At 36.1% G+C, this 20211-nt stretch carries 17 protein-coding genes; 6 read left to right on the top strand and 11 right to left on the bottom strand.

Annotated features, from left to right (window positions below; translation table 11 throughout):
• Positions 1-3: 3 nt before the first annotated feature.
• The 3 genes from rsmG to FN756_RS10385 are packed head-to-tail and all read right to left on the bottom strand — an operon-like array spanning position 4 to position 2354.
• A complete protein-coding gene (gene rsmG, locus FN756_RS10395; RefSeq protein ID WP_142604021.1) occupies positions 4-627 on the bottom strand; it encodes a 16S rRNA (guanine(527)-N(7))-methyltransferase RsmG in 624 nt (207 codons plus the stop codon).
• Positions 628-1233, bottom strand: a complete 606-nt coding sequence (locus FN756_RS10390) for an RNA polymerase sigma factor (protein ID WP_142604019.1) — start codon at positions 1231-1233, stop codon at positions 628-630.
• Positions 1224-2354 carry a glycosyltransferase gene (locus FN756_RS10385; protein WP_142604017.1) on the bottom strand — a complete coding sequence of 377 codons (1131 nt, stop codon included), beginning with the start codon at positions 2352-2354 and terminating at the stop codon, positions 1224-1226. The genes FN756_RS10390 and FN756_RS10385 overlap by 10 nt, the downstream gene beginning before the upstream one ends.
• Positions 2355-2478: 124 nt before the next feature.
• On the opposite strand from FN756_RS10385, the gene tgt reads away from it, so the two are divergent.
• From tgt to FN756_RS10355, 6 genes are all read left to right on the top strand, one after another.
• On the top strand, positions 2479-3609 hold the full coding sequence (tgt, locus tag FN756_RS10380; RefSeq protein WP_142604015.1) for a tRNA guanosine(34) transglycosylase Tgt: 1131 nt from the start codon (positions 2479-2481) through the stop codon (positions 3607-3609).
• Positions 3610-3660: 51 nt separating this feature from the next.
• Complete coding sequence (locus FN756_RS10375) at positions 3661-4890, top strand: XRE family transcriptional regulator (RefSeq protein ID WP_142604013.1); 1230 nt, start codon at positions 3661-3663, stop codon at positions 4888-4890.
• Positions 4891-4981: 91 nt separating this feature from the next.
• The gene (locus FN756_RS10370) at positions 4982-6097 is read left to right on the top strand and encodes an LptF/LptG family permease (RefSeq protein ID WP_246085463.1); all 1116 of its coding nucleotides are present in this window, start codon (positions 4982-4984) and stop codon (positions 6095-6097) included.
• Positions 6084-6989 (top strand): DMT family transporter, encoded by a 906-nt coding sequence (locus tag FN756_RS10365; RefSeq protein ID WP_142604011.1) that lies wholly within the window; start codon positions 6084-6086, stop codon positions 6987-6989. Before FN756_RS10370 ends, FN756_RS10365 begins: the two co-directional genes overlap by 14 nt.
• Positions 6990-7449: 460 nt before the next feature.
• Entirely contained in the window at positions 7450-10290 is a 2841-nt protein-coding gene (locus tag FN756_RS10360; protein ID WP_142604009.1) for a TolB family protein, read from the top strand.
• Positions 10291-10293: 3 nt separating this feature from the next.
• A complete protein-coding gene (locus tag FN756_RS10355; RefSeq protein WP_142604007.1) occupies positions 10294-10563 on the top strand; it encodes a LapA family protein in 270 nt (89 codons plus the stop codon).
• 63 nt (positions 10564-10626) lie between these two features.
• Here FN756_RS10355 and FN756_RS10350 read toward each other — a convergent pair whose 3' ends face one another.
• The 8 genes from FN756_RS10350 to FN756_RS10320 all read right to left on the bottom strand — a co-directional run bounded on the left by FN756_RS10350 (position 10627) and on the right by FN756_RS10320 (position 20118).
• The gene (locus tag FN756_RS10350; RefSeq protein ID WP_142604005.1) at positions 10627-11079 is read right to left on the bottom strand and encodes an RrF2 family transcriptional regulator; all 453 of its coding nucleotides are present in this window, start codon (positions 11077-11079) and stop codon (positions 10627-10629) included.
• A gap of 96 nt (positions 11080-11175) precedes the next feature.
• Complete coding sequence (locus tag FN756_RS10345; RefSeq protein WP_142604003.1) at positions 11176-11916, bottom strand: precorrin-2 dehydrogenase/sirohydrochlorin ferrochelatase family protein; 741 nt, start codon at positions 11914-11916, stop codon at positions 11176-11178.
• The gene (gene cobA, locus FN756_RS10340; protein WP_142604001.1) at positions 11916-12698 is read right to left on the bottom strand and encodes a uroporphyrinogen-III C-methyltransferase; all 783 of its coding nucleotides are present in this window, start codon (positions 12696-12698) and stop codon (positions 11916-11918) included. Before cobA ends, FN756_RS10345 begins: the two co-directional genes overlap by 1 nt.
• A gap of 19 nt (positions 12699-12717) precedes the next feature.
• Entirely contained in the window at positions 12718-14820 is a 2103-nt protein-coding gene (locus FN756_RS10335; RefSeq protein ID WP_142603999.1) for a HEPN domain-containing protein, read from the bottom strand.
• A 287-nt stretch (positions 14821-15107) separates the two neighbouring features.
• A complete protein-coding gene (locus tag FN756_RS14485; RefSeq protein WP_185955248.1) occupies positions 15108-15248 on the bottom strand; it encodes a hypothetical protein in 141 nt (46 codons plus the stop codon).
• A gap of 162 nt (positions 15249-15410) precedes the next feature.
• Positions 15411-15863: a chromate resistance protein ChrB domain-containing protein gene (locus FN756_RS10330; RefSeq protein ID WP_142603998.1), complete on the bottom strand. Its 453-nt coding sequence runs from the start codon at positions 15861-15863 to the stop codon at positions 15411-15413.
• Complete coding sequence (locus FN756_RS10325; RefSeq protein ID WP_142603996.1) at positions 15860-17089, bottom strand: chromate transporter; 1230 nt, start codon at positions 17087-17089, stop codon at positions 15860-15862. Before FN756_RS10325 ends, FN756_RS10330 begins: the two co-directional genes overlap by 4 nt.
• Before the next feature lie 92 nt (positions 17090-17181).
• Positions 17182-20118, bottom strand: coding sequence for a TonB-dependent receptor (locus tag FN756_RS10320; RefSeq protein WP_142603994.1), 2937 nt, complete (start codon positions 20116-20118; stop codon positions 17182-17184).
• Positions 20119-20211 lie beyond the last annotated feature (93 nt).

Below are 20211 nucleotides of genomic sequence, written 5' to 3'. Positions count from 1 at the left end.
TGTTTATGCACAGGGAATATGCAAAACATATTTGGTTTCAAAAAATTCCTCATTAAAAAAATTAGAAATTTTATATTTAATAACCTCTTTATCTATTTCACTAATCTCCTCTTCTAAATCTCCTCCTTTTAAATAAAGAATACCGTTTTTGATATCATTACCCGAATTTTTGATAAATTTTCCTTTTACCCAAGGATAGAAATTTGCCAAGCGAGTTACTGCTCGGGATACAACAAAATCATATTGCTTGGTTAATTGCTCTGCACGTGCTTGTTCAGCTTTTACATTCGTTAAACCAAGAGCTTTGGCTACTTCAGTAACCACTTTGATTTTTTTCCCGATTGAATCCACCAAATGAAACTGACATTCTGGAAAAAGAATAGCTAAAGGAATTCCAGGAAAGCCTCCTCCTGTTCCAATATCAAGAATTAATGAACCCGGTTTGAATTTAATCACTTTAGCAATAGCTAACGAGTGCAAAACATGACGTTCATACAGTTCATCAATATCTTTACGGGAAATAACATTGATTTGCTCGTTCCAATGCGTATATAACGATTGTAATTGAGTAAACTGCTCTTTCTGCAGGGAAGTAATGTCGGGAAAGTATTTAAGAATAATATCCAATTAAATATTGCCTTTTGAGTTTCTTAATGTGTTATAAAGAAGATCGCGTGCACGCAAAAGTTGTGCTTTTACAGTCCCTAATGGTAGGTCCAGCTCGCGCGCTATTTCTTCATATGAGTATTCTTCAAAATAACGTAGAATAACCAATCGCTTGTAACGAACCGGCAAATCTTCTACTATATTTTTTAACAATGCTGATTTTTGCTTTCTGATAATACTTTCTTCAGGAGTTGGCGTATACCCAGCAACATCAAAAGTTCTTTTTGAATCATCATCATCATCCACATGCTCGTCAATAGAGAGAGTGGTGATCCGTTTCTTCTTCAGAAAATCAATACAGTTATTCGTAGCGATTTTAAACAACCAGGTACTAAAAGCAAAGGTAGGTTGATATTTTTCAAGATTACGAAACGCTTTGGCAAAAGTTTCAATCGTTAAATCATTAGCATCTTCTTTATTATTTACCATTTTAAGTAACATAAAGAAAATAGAATCACGATAACGAGCCATCAATGCACCGTAAGCTTTTTGGTCACCAACAATAGCTTGCTGGACCAAATTAAAATCATTTACGGCATTTGTAGAAAAATTCGGGTTTATTTCCATTTTACTTTTGCAGGTGATAGTTTGAAGAGTGTAACGAACACCAAAAACAAATTATGGATCAATTCATAAAAGAATGCCATTGGCCATATGCCGCCGACATTCAGTTTTTTCATGGCAAACCTGTATGTTATTGTTAAAAATATTAAATATAATCCAAATAAACTAAGTGCAATTTCAAAATTGGTTCTTAATACAATCATTGTAATGAGTACAGCATAAAATAAGAGTACAGACAGGATTCTCATGGTCAGCATTCGTTTGTGATAAGGCTTGTAAAATTTACCCACACTTTGGTGACGACGTTTTTGAGTCCAATACTCTTTAAAGGTAGTTTTAGGCTCACTCACCATTTGCGAAACATTATCAAACTCTACCCTTGTATTAACCTTCGTTGCATTTTCGTTTACAAACAAATCATCATCACCTGAAAGTAAATGCATATGCTTAGCAAAGCCCTTATTACGGAAGAATAATTCTTTGCGATAAGCCAAATTGCGTCCCACTCCCATATATGGTTTACCAACTAATGCAAATGAAAAATAGTTCAGGGCCGTAACGAATGTTTCGAAACGAATAAATGAATTCAAAAACCCTTTAGTTTTTGCATAAGGAGAGTAACCAAGAACAATTTCTGTTTCATTCGTAAAGTTTCGCTGCATGCTTGCAATCCAATGCTCTGATACAGGTTCACAATCGGCATCGGTCATTAAGAGCAAATCATACTTGGCTGCTTTAATTCCTAAGGTTAAAGCGAATTTTTTACCATGGCGATATTTTTCATGTTCAACCAGATTGACAATTTTAAGATTTGAATACTGCTCAGCAAAGGCTTCAAGCACTGCTTCCGAATCATCAAAAGAACAATCATTCACTACCACTACTTCAAACTGTGGATAATCTTGTTTGAAAAGTGATGGAAGAAATTTTCGTAGATTTTCAGACTCATTGCGCGCACAAAGCACTATACTTACGGGTTCTTGTTTTTCAGCATAAAAAGTCGATGCCGGAAAGTTAAACGCAAATTTCTTGTATAAAAAGAAAAGATAAGCGCAATTAACAATAAAGGCGCCTGCCAATACTGTTAATAAAATAATAGATGTTGGCGTAAAAAGGTTTGGCATGGTTAAAAATAATAACTCAAAGAAAACACTTTTCTTCTAATCTTACCACATTGTTGTTAAAATATTAATAAACCAAAGTCGGGGCTATTAGTTTGCCTATATTTGCAAGATTTTATTTTAAAATATGGATTTTAAATTATTAACAACTGACAAGGGTTCCAAGGCTCGTGCAGGTGAGTTAACAACTGACCACGGAACGGTTCAAACCCCGATATTCATGCCTGTAGGAACCGCAGGAACCGTGAAGGGAGTTCATCAGCGTGAACTGAAAGATGATGTACAAGCACAGATCATTCTTGGTAATACCTACCATTTATACCTGCGCCCCGGATTAGATACGATTCAAAAGGCCGGAGGATTACATAAGTTTAACGGTTGGGATGGCCCTATTCTTACCGATAGCGGTGGATACCAGGTTTACTCTTTATCTGAAATTAGAAAGATTAAAGAAGAAGGAGCCACTTTCAAATCACATATTGATGGCTCTAAACATTTATTCACTCCGGAAAATGTAATGGATATACAGCGAATAATCGGTGCTGATATTATTATGGCTTTCGATGAATGTGCTCCGTACCCTTGTGATTATAGCTACGCCCGCAAATCAATGGATATGACTCACCGTTGGCTGAAGCGCTGTTGCGACCAATTCGATAAAACCGAAGGATTGTATGGTTATAATCAAACCCTATTTCCAATTATACAAGGAAGTACTTATAAAGATCTTCGTGTTCGATCTGCTGAAACCATTGCTTCTTTCGAACGTGAAGGGAACGCTATTGGTGGCCTTTCGGTAGGTGAACCTGCAGAAGAGATGTACGAGATGACAGACATCGTTTGTAACATCTTACCTAAAGATAAGCCGCGTTACTTAATGGGAGTGGGAACACCGGTGAATTTATTGGAATGTATTGCCCTTGGTATTGATATGTTCGATTGCGTAATGCCTACCCGTAATGCGCGTAATGGTATGTTGTTTACCAAAAATGGAATAATCAATATTCGCAACGAAAAGTGGAAAAATGATTTTAGCCCTATAGACGCCAGCAGCGATCTTTATTCAGATCAGGTGTATACCAAAGCTTATTTAAGGCATTTAATGCATGCTAAAGAGCTTTTAGGCGCACAAATTGCCTCATTGCATAATTTGCATTTTTATTTGTGGTTAGTAAAAGAAGCCCGTAAGAAGATTATAGAAGGTGAATTTATTCAATGGAAGAATAAAATGGTTGTTGAATTAGGAAAAAGATTATAAATTTGAGTATTCATTTATTGAATCTCATTTCAATTTTTGAATATTCAACATATGAATACAGAATTTGAATATAACAGACTTAGAATTGCCCGGGAGCAATTAGGTTTAACACAAAAAGAGGCCGCTAATAGCTCAGGAATATCACAAAGGGACATTTCGCAGCTAGAATCGGGCATTAAGAAGTTTTTTCTGCTTCCTTATATTCTTTTTTTGAATAACAATGGCATAAATTTGAATATTCTATTTTCGAATGAATTGAATATTCAAAATTTGATTATTCAAAAACCAACTAAAATAACTGCAATAGATCCCTTGAATATTCAATTTGATACCAATCGATTTAAATATTCAAGGGAACGAGCAGGATTAACCCAGAAACAAGCCGCAGATCGTTCTGGCTTATCTCAACGTGATATTTCGCAACTGGAATCAGGACAGAAAAAGTTTATTCCTATTCAGTATATCCTCTTCCTTACGAATATTAAGGCCGATTTGAATGTGATCTTCAGACATCGGACTTCTGAACCCATTAACAGCCCTAGTTCTTCAAAAATTGTTGAAAAACCGGTCGAAAAACCCGTTCAAAACAAAGCCCCTGAGAATCGAATATTTAACGCTCAGCTTAGCATTGGTGCGGAATATTCGAAGGAAATCGAACTTGAAAAATCACTTGAAACAACTCCATCTAACCCTCTTTTTACCAAAGAAGTAAAGATTGAAGAATCCGTTGTAAAACCAGCTCCTCTTCCTGTTGAGCCAATAGCAAAAAAAGTAGAACCAACATCCATTTCAGGTATTAAATTCATCAGCATAGATGAACATGATAATTACCTGAAGAAACACAAGGATAAAACCTACCTGAATACTTTACCCTCAATTTCGATTCCCGGCTATGATAAAAAGTTGTTTCGTGCATTTGAATTACAAGGACGAGCCATGGAACCTATCTTTTTTGAGCACGATATCGTCATTGCTTCATGGCTTGAAAACAAGAAACAAGTTGAAAACAATCAATTGTATGTGTTAATAACTAATAAAGAGATCGTATTACGCAGGCTTATAAATTGTTTAGACAGCTCAGGAGAGTTTATTCTTCTTTCCGATAATGAAAAGAGTTCATCACAGGTAATCAGTAACGATAACGTTATGGAAATCTGGAAGTTCAGAACAAAAATAACATCATCTGTAGATAATCTGAAAGCCGGTTTTAATGAATTATACTATCAATTATTGAAGATACAGAAAGAACTGGAAAGCATTCGAACCAAGCTGGACAAATGAAAAATGTCAACAACAGGCTTATCGTCAAGGTAATTAAATATTAACTGTTAAATTTGCGATTCTGTTAATCAAGGTTAAATAAGTACCATTTGTGAAAAGCCTGATCAAAAAAATTAAACTTGCATTGAATATCACCAAACTGGATGAATATATAATCAACAAGTTTTTATCGACTTTCTTTTTTACGCTAGCCATCTTCGTAATCATTATTGCCGTTTTCGATTTAACTGAAAAGCTGGATGATTTTCTTAAAGGGAGTGCAACTGTTACACAAATCATTTTTGATTATTACATTAACTTCCTGTTATTCATTATCAGTTCGTTAAGTCCACTGATTATTTTTATTGCCGTAATTTTCTTCACGGCCAAAATGGCCAATAACACCGAAATCGTTCCTATTTTAAGTAGCGGTGTAAGTTATTTGCGCTTTCTTTATCCTTATTTTTTATGTGCAGCTTTCCTGGCTATTATCAGTTTTGTTGCGAATGCTTACATCATTCCACCGGCAACACGCACTAAAATTGATTTTGAGCATACCTATTTCAAAAAGAATTATGAGTATAAAGGCAGAAATAAGCACTTTAAATTAGGCAATGGCACATTTGCCTATTTAGAGAGCTATACAGTGAGAGAAAATGTGGGTTATAGATTTTCGTTGGAAAAATTCAAAGGCGACACGCTCTATTACAAATTGATGTCGAACCGTATTCTTTGGGATTCGGTAAAAAAAGTATGGAAAATTGATACCTATACCATCCGACATATTGATGGATTAAAAGAACGCATGGAAAGTGGGAATGTACTGTATATGAAAATGAACCTGAGTCCTCGTGATTTTCAAAAGCAGGACGATGATCGTGGTTCACTAACACTCCCCCAGTTAAATAAAACAATTGAATTTGAAAAAATGAGGGGAACCGGCAATGTGTCAAAATACGAAATGGATCGCTATCGCATTCTCCTTACTCCTCTTTCAGTCTTTATACTTACCGCAATGGGCGTTACACTTTCCTCAAAAAAAGTACGCGGAGGGGTTGGTTTGGCATTAGGATTAGGGATAGGCTTATGCTTCTTGTATATTCTTCTTATGCAATTTACGGTCATTTTCTCTGTACAAGGAGGTCTTCCAACTTATATATCGGCATGGATACCTCATATCTTTTTTGGTTCACTAGCTTATTATCTTTACCGAATTGCACCTAAATAACAACCTGTTAAAACTTCATTTCACTGTAGTAATTTGGGGTTTTACAGCCATTCTTGGCGCTTTAATATCTGTTTCGGCACTTTCATTAGTATGGTATAGAATACTTATTGCATCTCTAACCTTATTAATCTACCTTAAATACAGAAATATCGGCTTTAAAGCGCCTAAAATTGACCTCTTACAATTCTTTGGCATCGGAATATTGGTCGCCACTCATTGGATCTTCTTTTTCCATGCTATAAAAATTTCAACTGTTTCAGTTACATTAGTTTGTCTGTCTTCACAAACCTTATTCACCGGTATTCTGGAACCGCTTTTTACCCGGACTAGAATATCTAAACTTGATATTTTAATTGGGGTGCTAATTGTTTTTGGCATTACGCTTATCTTTCACTTTGAAAGTCAGTACACATTAGGGATAATTATGGGCTTAACAGCCTCTCTTCTCGCCTGTTTATTCAATATTTTCAATTCAAAACTGGTAAAACGTGAAAATCCGGTTGTAATCAGTTTTTATGAACTTACCGGTGGCTTATTAGGGTTAACGATTTATTTGGCCTTTCTGGGGCATTTTAATACATTGAGTAATCTTTATCTCCATTCGATGGATGTAGTTTACCTTTTAATCCTTGGAATAGTATGTACGGCCTTGGCTTATGTTGTAGGAGTTGCGGTAATGAAAGAACTTTCTGCATATACTGTTGCTTTAGTGACAAATATGGAGCCTGTATATGGAATTGTACTTGCTCTATTAATTTTTAAGAAAAAAGAACAAATGACACCTGGTTTTTATGTAGGAGCTTTCATCGTAATGACGGCGGTATTCCTTTATCCTTTCATAAAACGTCGTTCAGCAGCTTATAAAGCACGGAAAATTAAAATCCAATCTTAAATCTACACCAAGTTTTAAGGTTTAATGACTCGAAATTGGGTTTGGAGACCTAATCATTTTCATCCTACCTTAAACTTTTAGACTCAATACCTAAATTTTGGATTAAAAGACCTAATTGTTTAACCTACCTACTCTTAAATTTTAACCTCAAGACCTAAAAATTTAGCCCTTCGGGCTAATCATTTTATCCTTTCTTTAAAACTTTGACTCCAACAAAAGGGGATAATTAAAATATGACTATTAAACAATTTTTGAGTTGATTATCCGTACTGTATGCATCAACCGCTTAAAACAACTTTATAAAGCCGAAAATAAGGTTTATTTTAGGTTTGTAAGCTCAATCATCCAAATATACTATTTAATATAAAAATCATAAAATCAGTCATTTATAAAGATTATTTACAACATTTATTCAGATAAAATAAAGCGAATTACTAACTTATTTAGCAAAACCTTAATAATGAGGCAATTACAAACACAAAAACTATTGTTAATCAGAATACTTATACTAATTATATCAACATTAAGTTTAACTACAGCAAAAGCACAGGTTTTCAACTTCGGGCAAAACCCACCAAGTATAAAATGGCAACAAATAGATACTAAAAACTATAAAGTTCTCTTCCCTTCCGACTTTGAAAAAGAAGCCCAACGTGTAGCATCGGTACTCGAACACTTGTACAATTATGAAAAAAAATCACTCCCGACTCATCCTCGTAAAATCACTATCATTTTACAGAACCGCCCTGTGGAGTCTAATGGTTTTGTAACACTTGCTCCACGCCACTCCGAATTTTACGCTACTCCTCCGCAAGACATGGAGCCCACCGACTGGTTAAACAGCTTAGCCATTCACGAACTTCGACATGTTGTACAGATTGATAAAACTTCCGAAGGCATAAACATTCCACTTATTGAGCAAATTCAGTTTGCGGTATTTGGCACTGTGTTTCCTATATGGTTTATAGAAGGTGATGCGGTAATTACTGAAACCGTATTGAGCAATTCGGGAAGAGGACGACTTCCAAATTGGGAAAAAGAGTATAGAGCCAACACGCTTTCGGGAGAGAATTACAGTTATTCCAAATACTACCTAGGATCAATGAAAGATAATATTCCGGATTATTATCGACTTGGGTACTTTATGACGACTAAACTTCGACGTGATGCGGGCGACACGATTTACAATGCTATTTTTTGCAGAGCCAAAAACAAGCCCTATATTCCATGGCCATTTTCAAATGCTGTAAATCATTTTACAGGCATGAGTACTCAGCAACTTTATAAAGCAACCATTGCTGATTTAAAAGGTCGCTGGCAAAATCAATTAGAAAAATTAAGTTGTGATTCTGTTCATTCCATCAACAAAAGAATTAACAATGTGCCCACCGATTACTTTTTACCCAAACCATCTGGAAATGGAAGCATTATATGCATAAAAAAAGGGCTGGGAGATGTTTCTGCTTTTGTTCAAATTGATCCGAATGGAAAGGAAAAACGGTTATTTAAAATAGGTCTGCAACTGAGTCCGAATTTTGATTTAAAAAATGATGTATTGGTTTGGGATGAGGAGCATTTTGATCCACGCTTTCAATATCAAACGTACTCCGTACTGCTTAGCTACAATTTAAAAACGAAAGAATACAAACAACTCTCCAATCACAGTCGGCTTTTCTCTCCTACATTGAGTTATGATGGAAAAACGATCGCTTGTGTAAATATTGATCATGCCAATAATTTTTCAATTCTGTTAATAGATAGTCAAACCGGACAGCATCTTGATTCAATTGCAAATCCTGAAAACTATATTCTTCAAACTCCATCCTTTAATAAAACAGGAGATGCATTGGTTGCGTCGGTGTCTTCAAATAATGGAAGAAGCTTTATCCGTTATGATCTTAAAACACGGAATTCAACTTTACTCATGCCTTTTAGTTTTAAGGAATCTCAACGGCCTTGTTTTGTTGGAAATAAAATTCTGTTCAGCTCAGTTTACAATGGTATAGATAATATTTACTTGTTTGATCCATCCAATAATGATTTGAAACAAGTAACGAATGTTGGTTTCGGTGCCTACAACCCAACTTACGTCGATTCATCTGAACAATTATTTTTCAATAATTTTAACAAAAAAGGACTTGATATAGCCTCATCTAAACTCAATGAGAATGCTTTAAAACGTACAGATATCCGTAAAAATAATTTTATTGATTTCTCAGCCCCTTTAGTTTCCAGAGAATCGGGCCATTCTGTGCTGGATACCATCCCTTTAAGTACCCATCCAACGAAAAAATACAACGAATGGTCGCACCTGTTTAATTTCCATAGTATTAGCCCTTGGATTTCTAGAGGTAATGACGACAATTTGATAGCAGGACTACGACTACAATCAAACAATTTATTGAATACCATGAGCTTGTATACGGGGTATGATTACGATCAATCGGTAAATGCAGGGCAATACAGTGTTGGATTGGAGTTTAAAAAATATTTTCCGGTATTCTCTTTTTCGCTTCTGAATCGAGAAAGAAGTGGACTCATTCAATCGTCAGCCACTACCTATATTCCTATTAATTTCAGAGAGAACAAAATCGAATTAGGAGTCTTAGTTCCATTTTTATTTACAAACCGAAACTATGTTTATAATACAGGAATGGGATTGAGTACCACTTATACCTCAAGATATAATGTAATCAATGAACCTAAAAACTTTGTTTCCACCATACGATTCCCGTTAACTACCAGCTATTATTTTAATCGAAATAGCTTAAGAAGTGTGAGAGACTTTGCGCCTCATTGGGGACAAAACATTGCAGTTGCATACAAATTTTTGCCTGATAATAATGACTACAGCGGGAATATATTCACATTTGAGAGCAGTTTCTTCTTTCCAGGTTTAGCAAAACATCATTCGTTTATAACTTCATTTAACTATGAGCATGGAGCCGGAATTTATAGAAACGAGATAGATATTCCGGAAGCAAGCGGTGCCGGTAGTTTCCTGCGTACCGAACCTCTTAAAAACAGTTTATTAATACGTTACCGCCTTCCGCTATTTTATCCTGATTGGGAGTTGGGCCGTTTTGCATATATCAAAAGAGTTAGAGGTGGATTATTTACTGATTATGAAAACATTACATCACTTAGAGATGTAACAAGCTATGGACTTGAATTAAGAGCTGATTGCAATTTATTACGCTATTATTTACCGGTATTTGACATAGGCACTAAAATGATTTTTATAAATGATAATCGTTATAAATCACCTATTTTTGAATTAATACTCAACTTCAGCCTTTAAAAAATGAACTTAAAAACTTTCTTAATCATATTTATTACGGTAATCATTACCATAGTATTTATGCAAAACACCGACGAAATTACCATAAAACTGTTAGCATGGGATGTGCGCATTTCCAAAGTAATGATTCTGGCAAGCATGGCCTTAATGGGCTTTATTTTAGGTCTTTTAATGGGTTATAGAGGAAAACGTAAAGCTATTGATGCCCAAAATACATTACCAACATCGGGTAATTCTGAGTTAAGCGATGACGACAGGGATTATATCAAATAGCCGAATAAATAAAATCCCTTCAAACACATGAAGGGGATTTTATTAATTTAGAATCTTTACGTTCTACTTACCTTGTTGCGCAAGTTGTTCTTCTAACTCAGCTTCTCTGCGAATGATATCACCTATGCTGGTTGATACAAGAATTTTTAAGGATGCATCACGTACATCTTTCGCAACATCACGAATTCCACACGTTTTTTCGTCTTTGCATTCCTCACAACGCTCATAAAAGTTTAAACTCACGCAAGGAAGCATGGCAATTGGGCCATCCACAATACGAATAATAGCAGAGAGATTAATTTCATCTGCATTTTTAAGCATATAATAGCCTCCACCTGCTCCTTTTTTACTACTTACAAAGCCATTATGCTTCATTTCCAGCAGAATCGCCTCTAAAAATTTCTTTGGTAATTGCTCATTTTTAGCAATATCCGAAATTAACATCGGCTGATTGGTCTCATTTTTTGCAAGAGCTACTAATGCCTTAATGGCATATTTTGTCTTTTTTGAAAGCAAGTTGATTATTCTTTAAGTAATAGATATCATTCAAAGTTACTCACAAATTTAATATTACCAAATCGATATAAATAGTATACTACGATGATCAATCACTTACAAGTACTCCCCTAACAAAAAACCTATAATTAGACCTATTGCAATGGAAACGTAAATAAAACTATCCTCTATTTTAAGTTGTTTTGAATTTTCAGCTTGCGTTTTAAGCGTCAAAACAGAGGTAATATTGTTTAGCTGAAAAACTTTTTTCTTAAAATCTCCTGAAAGTTTTTTTCTAATCACTTCCATGTTGTTCAACACATCATTTATTTCATCAGGAAAAGCATCGTTTAATATATCTTTTACACGTTTCGCTATCGTTGGGGATTTCCCATTGGTAGAAATGGCTATTTTAAGGTTGCCTTTTTGAACTATTGAACTTAAATAAAAATCACAATAATCGGGAGTATCGGCTACATTCACTAAAATATTTTGTCGTTCGCAGATCTTATGAATTTCAGCACTTACTTTTTGGTCGTCAATAGCAACTATAACCAAATTTTTGCCTGTTATATCCTTTTCTTCAAATAATTTCTCCCGAAATGGTATTTTATATTTTATTAAGAACTCCTTTACTTCTGTTTTAATTTCCTTTGCGAGCAGTTCAACCTTAGCATCAGGGCTATTATTTATCAAGGCGCGCAATTTTTCCAAAGCTATATTTCCACCTCCCACAATAATAGTCTCCAGATTTTCTAATTTTAAAAATATGGGAAACAAGCAATTACGAGAATAATGGTTGACTTCAGATTGATTTTCGGTCACAATTTTATTTTTATCAATTGCTAGAACTTCCATTAACCTTCGGCTTTATTTAAGGCAGCAATCTGTTCAAAATATGCTGAATTACGCGCCCATCGTACTACCTCACCAATCACTATAATGGCAGGATTGCTTAACTGCTCATTTTGAGCCATATCCACAAGATTTTCAACACTGGAATAACTCGCTTTTTCTTCATCAGTTGAACCATTCATGATGATAGCGGCTGGAGTACCGGCCTTGCCAAAATGGCTAAAAACAGCAGAAATTTCAGCAAGCTTGCTCATACCCATAAGGATAATTACCGTAGCTGTAGATTGAGCTGCCAATTGAATATCTTTTGATATTTCCCCACTCGCTGTAGTGCCGGTTATTACCCAAAAACTTTCACTAACCCCGCGAAGCGTTACAGGTATTTTTTGTAACTCAGGAACAGCATAAGTGGATGAAATACCAGGGATAACATATGTCGTAATACCAAAAGCATCAGCGTATTCAATTTCCTCATAACCTCGCCCGAATATAAACGGGTCGCCACCCTTTAAACGTACAACATGGCCTTTTTGAAAAGCTTTGGATACTATTAATTGGTTAATTTGTTCCTGCTTCATGGAATGTTTACCAGCACGTTTTCCGACCGATATCAATTCGGCATGCTTTGAAGCATATTTCAATAACTCTTCATTGGCAAGTGCATCAAATAATACTACATCTGCATCAGCTAATGCTTTTAGCCCTTTAATAGTAAGTAGATCAGGATCCCCAGGACCTGCTCCTACTAAGGTTAATTTGGGTTGTATATCTTTACTTATTCTCATGAAGTAAGAAGTTTATATTTTATACTGATAAAACGGATTGTCGGTAATTAATCACTGACCGGATAAATAACTTCGCCTGATTGATATAATATTCTGCAAACTCAGAGGTTGGTTCACTTTTATTAATCTGATAAACTAATTCTTCAAAACTAATTTCAAGATGAATTTTCGCTGTTTGAACAAACTGAATATCAAAATCTTTGATAATGCCGGTTTGGGTATTGGTTTTGGCCCCTTCTGAGACTAATAACGCCTTTGCTGAATTTATATAACTTGTATAAGCATAATAAATCGAATCAGAAAAATCACCCTTATTAAAGGCTTCAACAGCATTTTCAATTTTTTCTTCTGATTCTAAAAATAAAGTAGCCACCAGGTCAATGGTTACTCCGGCACACTCACCAACGCCAATAGCTTGCTTGTATGGCTCTGTATTCCCCCAATCTACAAAATCATCGGCTGTTAAATTACTTGTATCAGCCAGAGGGCTTAAAAGCTCATAGAAATAACTCTTCCCTTGACGGAGGTAGTACTGGTTAAAATATTCACCATCCAATTGCTTTTCCTGATAATCATCTAAAAGATAACGCAATACATCCAGGCCGCGTTTACTTGGTACCTTGATTATTTTCTCGGCAACAGAAGCTTGTCCATCGCCTAAAATACCTCCACCAATCAGCACTTGTAATGCAGGAACCACCAGTTTATCAACTTTAGTGCTGGAGCCATGAAAACCAATGGAAGCCATAGCATGTTGTCCGCATGAGTTAATGCAACCTGATATTTTAATTTTAATATCATTATTGTGAACCAATTCCGAATATTCCTGATAAATAACTTTTTCAAATTCGCGAGTAATACCGGTAGAGTTTGATATACCCAAATTACAAGTATCAGTTCCCGGGCAGGAAGTAACATCAGCAGTGCTTTCGAAGCCTATATCGGCTAATCCTAGTGCGTTGAGTCGATAAAATAAATACGGCAAATTAGCTGCAGGAACAAATTTCAATAATACTCCTTGTGTATTAGTTAAACGGATTTCATCTGCAGTTAAATCTTTTATAATCTCTATTAGTTTTCGTGCTTTCTCAATTCTCAAATCACCATTTAATACCTTTATTCCCACAGCAAAATAACCTTCTTGTTTTTGCTTAAAAACATTGGTATTTAACCAATTTTCATAGGAAATGTGATCCTTAATCTCAAAATCAGGGATTACAAAAGGTTCTGGAGGCAACGGTTGCGCAATCGTATTTCTATCGATTTTAAAGGTTTTAACTTTTAAAGCAGTTTTTTCCTCTTCCACTAATTTCAGAAATCCTTCCAACCCCAAATCCTGTAAAAGATATTTCATACGCGCTTTATGGCGTTTGCTTCGCTCACCGTAACGATCAAAAATTCGGAGCACCGCTTCTGAAAATGGAATCACATCATCCTCATGCATAAATTCCGAAACAGCCTCTGCTAAATAAGGTTGTGAACCTAAACCTCCTCCTAGCATCACCTTAAAACCTCTCACTTCTTCTCCATTTTCATTGCGGATTTTAGGCAAAAAACCTAAATCATGCATAAAAGTGTATGCCGTATCATCTTCCGACGAAGAAAAAGCAATTTTTACTTTACGGCCCATTTCCTGACACACTGGATTTCTCAAAAAATATTCAAAGAAAGCTTGTGCATAAGGAGAAACGTCGAAAGGCTCTTTAGGATCAATACCGGCAAATGAAGAGGCTGTAACGTTTCTAACCGTATTTCCGCAGGCTTCACGTAAGGTAATATCATCATGCTCCAGTTCTGTCCATAATTCCGGTGTACGGTCCAGACTAACGTAATGTATTTGGATATCCTGACGGGTGGTAATATGTAAGTTTCCTCTTGAATACTCTTCAGAAACACGACAAATACGCTCCAGTTGTTGCTTAGTTATTTTACCATATGGCAATTTTATACGCACCATTTGCACACCAGTTTGGCGCTGGCCATATACACCACGGGCCAAACGAAGACTTCTGAATTTTTCTTCATCAATCTTTCCTTCCCTATACAGTCGAATTTTACGCTCTAATTCCAAGATATCATGTTCAACTATGGGGTTTTCCAATTCGGTTCTGAAGCTTTGCATATTAGTAATATATAGTCTATATACTTTGTAGTTTATTTCACAATAATAGTACCTATTTCGGAGGTTTCAAAATTTACACCATGATTTAAAGTAAAAAAGCAAAAGAATGAGTCTTAATTTACAAAAATTAAAACCTTGACGATGAGATTATAGAGGGATAAAACTAAAAACTGTCTATTACTAGGAGCAATTCCTTAAAAACAAGACAGTTTAATTTGATGAGTTTTTTTTAAATGATTGAACGCCGGAGAAACCGTCTATCCTGACTAAATAAGATGATTTTGAACTTAAAACAATAAACGAAAAACAACGAAGGAAATGATACCTATTACTAATAGAAAATGACGTTCATCAAATTCTAACTCAACCGTTACTTCAACTTCTTCTCCACGCTTTAATGCTTCGACAATCTGCTTAAGTTTTCTCATGTACCCTTCTACGATTTAAGCTATAAAAAGGTTACTTTGAGAAAGTTATGAATTTAACGATTAGATGGAGAATTGGATGGTAAAATAGCACCGCCTACTATTAAACTATTTTGTAGAAATTCTTTTCGGTTCATAGGTTGAAATATTGCATGTAAATTTTAACTATAATTTTGGATTCCAGATATTCCGTTTATCTTGGACGTATTTTGCCCAAGAATAAAGCGCATCATAAATCTTCATGCCAATTTCCAACATTTCAAAATCGTTTTTGTAGTTATATGAAAGGCCCGCTGAAATGGCCCCAAGGCCTGCTGCCTGGGGGGCAATATCAAAACGGTTGGTATCAGCGCCACGCACAATTACAGCAATTTGTAATAATTCAGGGTCAGTTAATTGATGTTTTTTGAGGATAGTATCAAACGTACAATGTTCTCCTTCGTGAGAATATTCTACTCCCGGAATGTCATAAGGAATGGCATCCAACTCTCGTGACTTAACCAACACTTGTTCGGTGGGGACATAAATAAACTCCGCACCCTTATCTACAAAATTCTTAATGAGCCAGGGACAGGCGATGCGGTCAATCTTGGGTCGTTCACGTGTAATCCATTTCATAACAATGATTTTAGAATAAATCCGATTATGGCAGCAACTAAAATGATATAGGGCTCTTGAATTTTCTTGATATAAACCAAGGCTAAAATGCTTGCTACTGCAATTAATGCCATAGGTATATCAATGATGCTACGAATGGCAATAACAATGACCGCTCCCACTAGTGCCCCGATAACCGCGGCTGTGATGCCATCAACAAAGGCTTTGATGGAGGCATTCTTTGCAATTTTTTTGAAATACGGAGCTGGTATTACAGTAAAAAGATAGCAAGGAAGAAATGTTGCTAAAGCGGCTACTGCAGCTCCCGGAAAACCCGCAACGAGATAACCAATGAAACCTACAGTAATTACCACGGGGCCGGGAGTAATCATGGCCACTGCAACAGCATCAACAAATTGCGTTTCATTTAACCAATGGTATTCTGTAACTACTCCCCCATGTAAAAACGGAACGATCGCTAAACCGCTTCCAAAAACAAATGCACCTGCTTTGGTAAAGAACCAGGCAATCTTGCCGAGAGTATTGGTATCGTATTCCCAAAATCCAATTCCTGCCAATAATAATACACTTGTTGCCCTGTTATTTTTCTTAAACCATGATGGTGGTGCTTTCACGAACATGTATATTAAACCAGCCGCAACAAACAGCAGTACTTCTTCTGATTGGGTGATAATTGTAATTAGGGCAGCTATAATATAGAATAACCAAAGCATCCAGTTTTTTCTGAACGATTCAAGATTGATTTTGCCGACTGACTTTATTGTGAGCTTGTAAGAACTCATCGCTATTATACCGATAACAGCTGCACCAACTCCATAGAACACAGCTTGCATCCATGACAAACCACCATAAAGTTTATATGCCACACCCAAAAGAACTACCATAATAAAAGATGGTAACACAAATGCCAGTCCTGCGAGCGTTGCGCCTATAACACGGTAATGAACAAAACCTAAATAAATTCCTAATTGCGCAGCAAGCGGGCCTGGAGCAAGCTGAGCAAGTGCTAAACCTTCTTTGTATTCTTCTTCGGAAATCCATTTGCGTTTCTCGACTAAATCACGATGCATATAACCTACCAATGCAACAGGCCCGCCGAAACCTGAATAACCAAGGCGCAGAAAATAAATAACAAGGTCTTTAAGTGCATATGATGGTGTCGAAACCTGCAAAGAATTGACCTCTATATGCGATACATTCGATATTTTTTGTCCTGTTAATTCCATTTTATATTTAGTTGAGCGTAATTCTAAATTAATCAATAACCCCGGAATATGCTCCGGGGTTAATCAAAATCCAATCGTTAATTCTTTGATATTTATTTATTTAAGAGACCATCAAAAGTTAGAGCTACATAATAAACTCCTCCGAGTGTTGGACCTCCGGCATATTGCAGAATGTTTCTATTAAAGATATCGGTACCTCCTATTTTAATACTAGTCTTTGCTTTTGGAACAGCTATAGAAACCTGAGCATCAACAGTATGTATTGAATTCACGGTTCCGGTCACTAATGGGCTTTCCCATAAGAAAGTATCCTGCCATTTGTACAATAAACTAAAACCTATATTCTTATATACAGCTCTGTTTCCAAAAGAAATATTTGCAGCCCACTCTGGTGTATTAAATCCAGTAACGAATATGTCTTTTGTTGCATTGGTTTGCATTTTATTAAAACTCACATTTCCTGAAACTGTATATTTTTTGTAGAAATTATAAGTAAGGCCCATTGCAGAACCGTAATTACGATATGCATTTTTAGCATTAGTGTACACTCTGTAACGATCCTGACCGTTACTGGCTGCATTTCCACCACTTGCTACTGTAGCATCACGGTTTCTATCAATCATTGCTATTACGGCTGCATCAGAGCCTACAGTGACCCCTTTGGGCACATAAACCTGCACCTGTCCTAAAAAGCCATTATAGGTATTTGTATAGGCATCTATATCAACCACCACTTTGTTATCAAACAACACACTTTTATAACCAACTTCAATTGAGTTTATACGTTCTGGTCCGGCGTTCGGCAAATTTGCAACTTCTAATAAACCTCTGTTTGCTAAAGCTGCCGCATCACTATTTCCTGCTGCTTTTACAGCCGCATTGAAATTAACTACAGATGATTGTGTGTAACTATTATCAAGGTATCCTAAACCTTCATTAATATATGGCAAGCTTCCAACACGTTTAACACGGCCATTATTTACGTAAGATAAAGCTTCAAACAGGGCAGGAAAACGATAACCCTGTTGAAAAGTCAAACGGAAATTATGTTTATCTGCCATTGTATAAACTGCTGCAAGACGTGGTGTAAGTTTTGGATCAAACTCTGGATTATAATCTACACGAACAGACCCAAACACTTTTAATCTATCTTGAAAGAAAGTTTTAGTAGCCTGAGTAAATCCTCCAAATTTCTTATAATAAACATCATTACCATAGCTACCATCAGGCAAAGGTTTATTACGATCATTAATAGGGCGTGAAAAATCAACAAAGTTGTTTCCATCAGGAATTACGTCGTAAATACGCGCATCAGCACCTACTAATAGATCAAAATACCTTACTTGTTTTGATAGATCCCATTGACCTTCCAAATTATATAACCGACTGTTTTGGATTAAAGCAGCGCCACCCGTTTCGGGAGCAGCAGGAATTGCTGCGGATTTGATATCCCAATTATTAATATGACGGATGATATTTTTCAAATCTTCAAAAGCTTGTGTTCCTGGCACTACACGACTTGCATCTGCTTGCTGACGTGCATATTGATTCGCTGCCGCTAAATTATCAGCAGTTAAGGCTCCGCCGTGTTCAGTTCCATATGCAACTAATGCAGTCTTATATTTTGCACCCCATACGCTACCACTACCACCGCTATAGAGATCCAAATTATCGGCTAAGGGCTTTACGTTAAAAGAATCGCCTGTGTTTTCCAACGAAACATAACCACGAACCAAGAAATCATTTCCCTTAAGTTCTAGTTTATGGTTTTGAACAACCACATTATCTAACTGAATTTTATTTCCACGTTGAAATACTCCGTCCATTTTACCAACACGGTAAGAATACGACAATTCAGTATGCGCATTAAAACGGTAATGAAGTGCTGCATCAAATTTCAAGTTATCTACTTTAGGGCTCACCAAATCTTTTTCCCAATAGCCGGTACGGGCAACCGTTAAGGTTTGATTTGTTTTTCCATCAATAGTTAATCCTGTAAGGGATACCGTATTACTTCCTGCAAGCGCATCGTCGCCGTATTTATTCCAACCATCAAAAACGGCATTATTAGCTCCCTCTAACTCAGGAAATGCCGGATTTGCTGTTTTTAAATTATTTGGATTTTGATCAAGATGAGTATCAGATAGCCAATCAGTACCTTGCATGTAACTGGCATTAATTTTAACTGCCCATTTATTATTAAAGGCTTTCGCATAGCGGATGGCAGTTTCAGTTAAATTACTAACATCTCGCCCGGTTCCCCCCACATGATTTATCCCTGTTCTGTTATAAATGCTTAATCCCTGGTAAACAAAAGGACTTTTAGTTAGCAAATTAGACATCCCATTAATAGCATTCATACCGTATAAGGCCGAAGCTGCCCCAGGTGTAATTTCTACACTAGCAATATCCAATTCAGTTGGACCGATTGCATTACCTAATGGTACGCCCAATGTTGCTGCCTGCATATCTACTCCATCAACCAATTGCATAAAACGAAAGTTGTTTGGAATGTTAAAACCGCGAGTATTAGGAACTTTAAAAGTTAAGCTGGAGGTTGTCATCTGCACACCCTTAACGTTCTCCAGAGCATCATAAAAAGTAGGAGCAGGAGATTGTTTAATGGCTCTTATATCCAGTTTTTCAATTGAAACAGGCGATTTTAAAATGCTCTCTTCTACCCTTGAAGCCGTTACAACTATTTCATTTGCTTGAATATTGATGCTTGAAAGGTTTAAAGCAATTGATTCGTTAGCATCTTTCACCTGAAACTCCAGCGCTTGAAAACCCACCAATGAAACCAGAAGAACAAAAGGCATTTTTTGACCAGTTTTCAGTTCAAACTTACCTTCGTTGTTGGTGGATGTACCTGAGTTGGCGCCCTTTATCCGAACATTGACCCCGTTTAAGGCTTCCCCAGTATCTTTGTCTTTTATAACTCCACTGATAACAGCATCTTGCGCTAAGACTTTTTCTATGCCCAAAATCAGCATGGCGCTAATCACTAAAAGTAAAATTTTCGGCTTCATGTTTATTATATTTAATATATAGATTAAGTAGATTTCAATATTAAGTATTTAGATCAGCGTTTTTTGTAATGAAAATTTTAAAGATTATAAGGA

This window comes from Solitalea koreensis (assembly GCF_900182575.1).
GTDB classification, from domain to species: Bacteria; Bacteroidota; Bacteroidia; order Sphingobacteriales; family Sphingobacteriaceae; genus Solitalea; species Solitalea koreensis.
The sequence above is the reverse complement of the archived record's forward strand: the minus strand, read 5'-3'. Positions and strand labels throughout refer to the sequence as shown.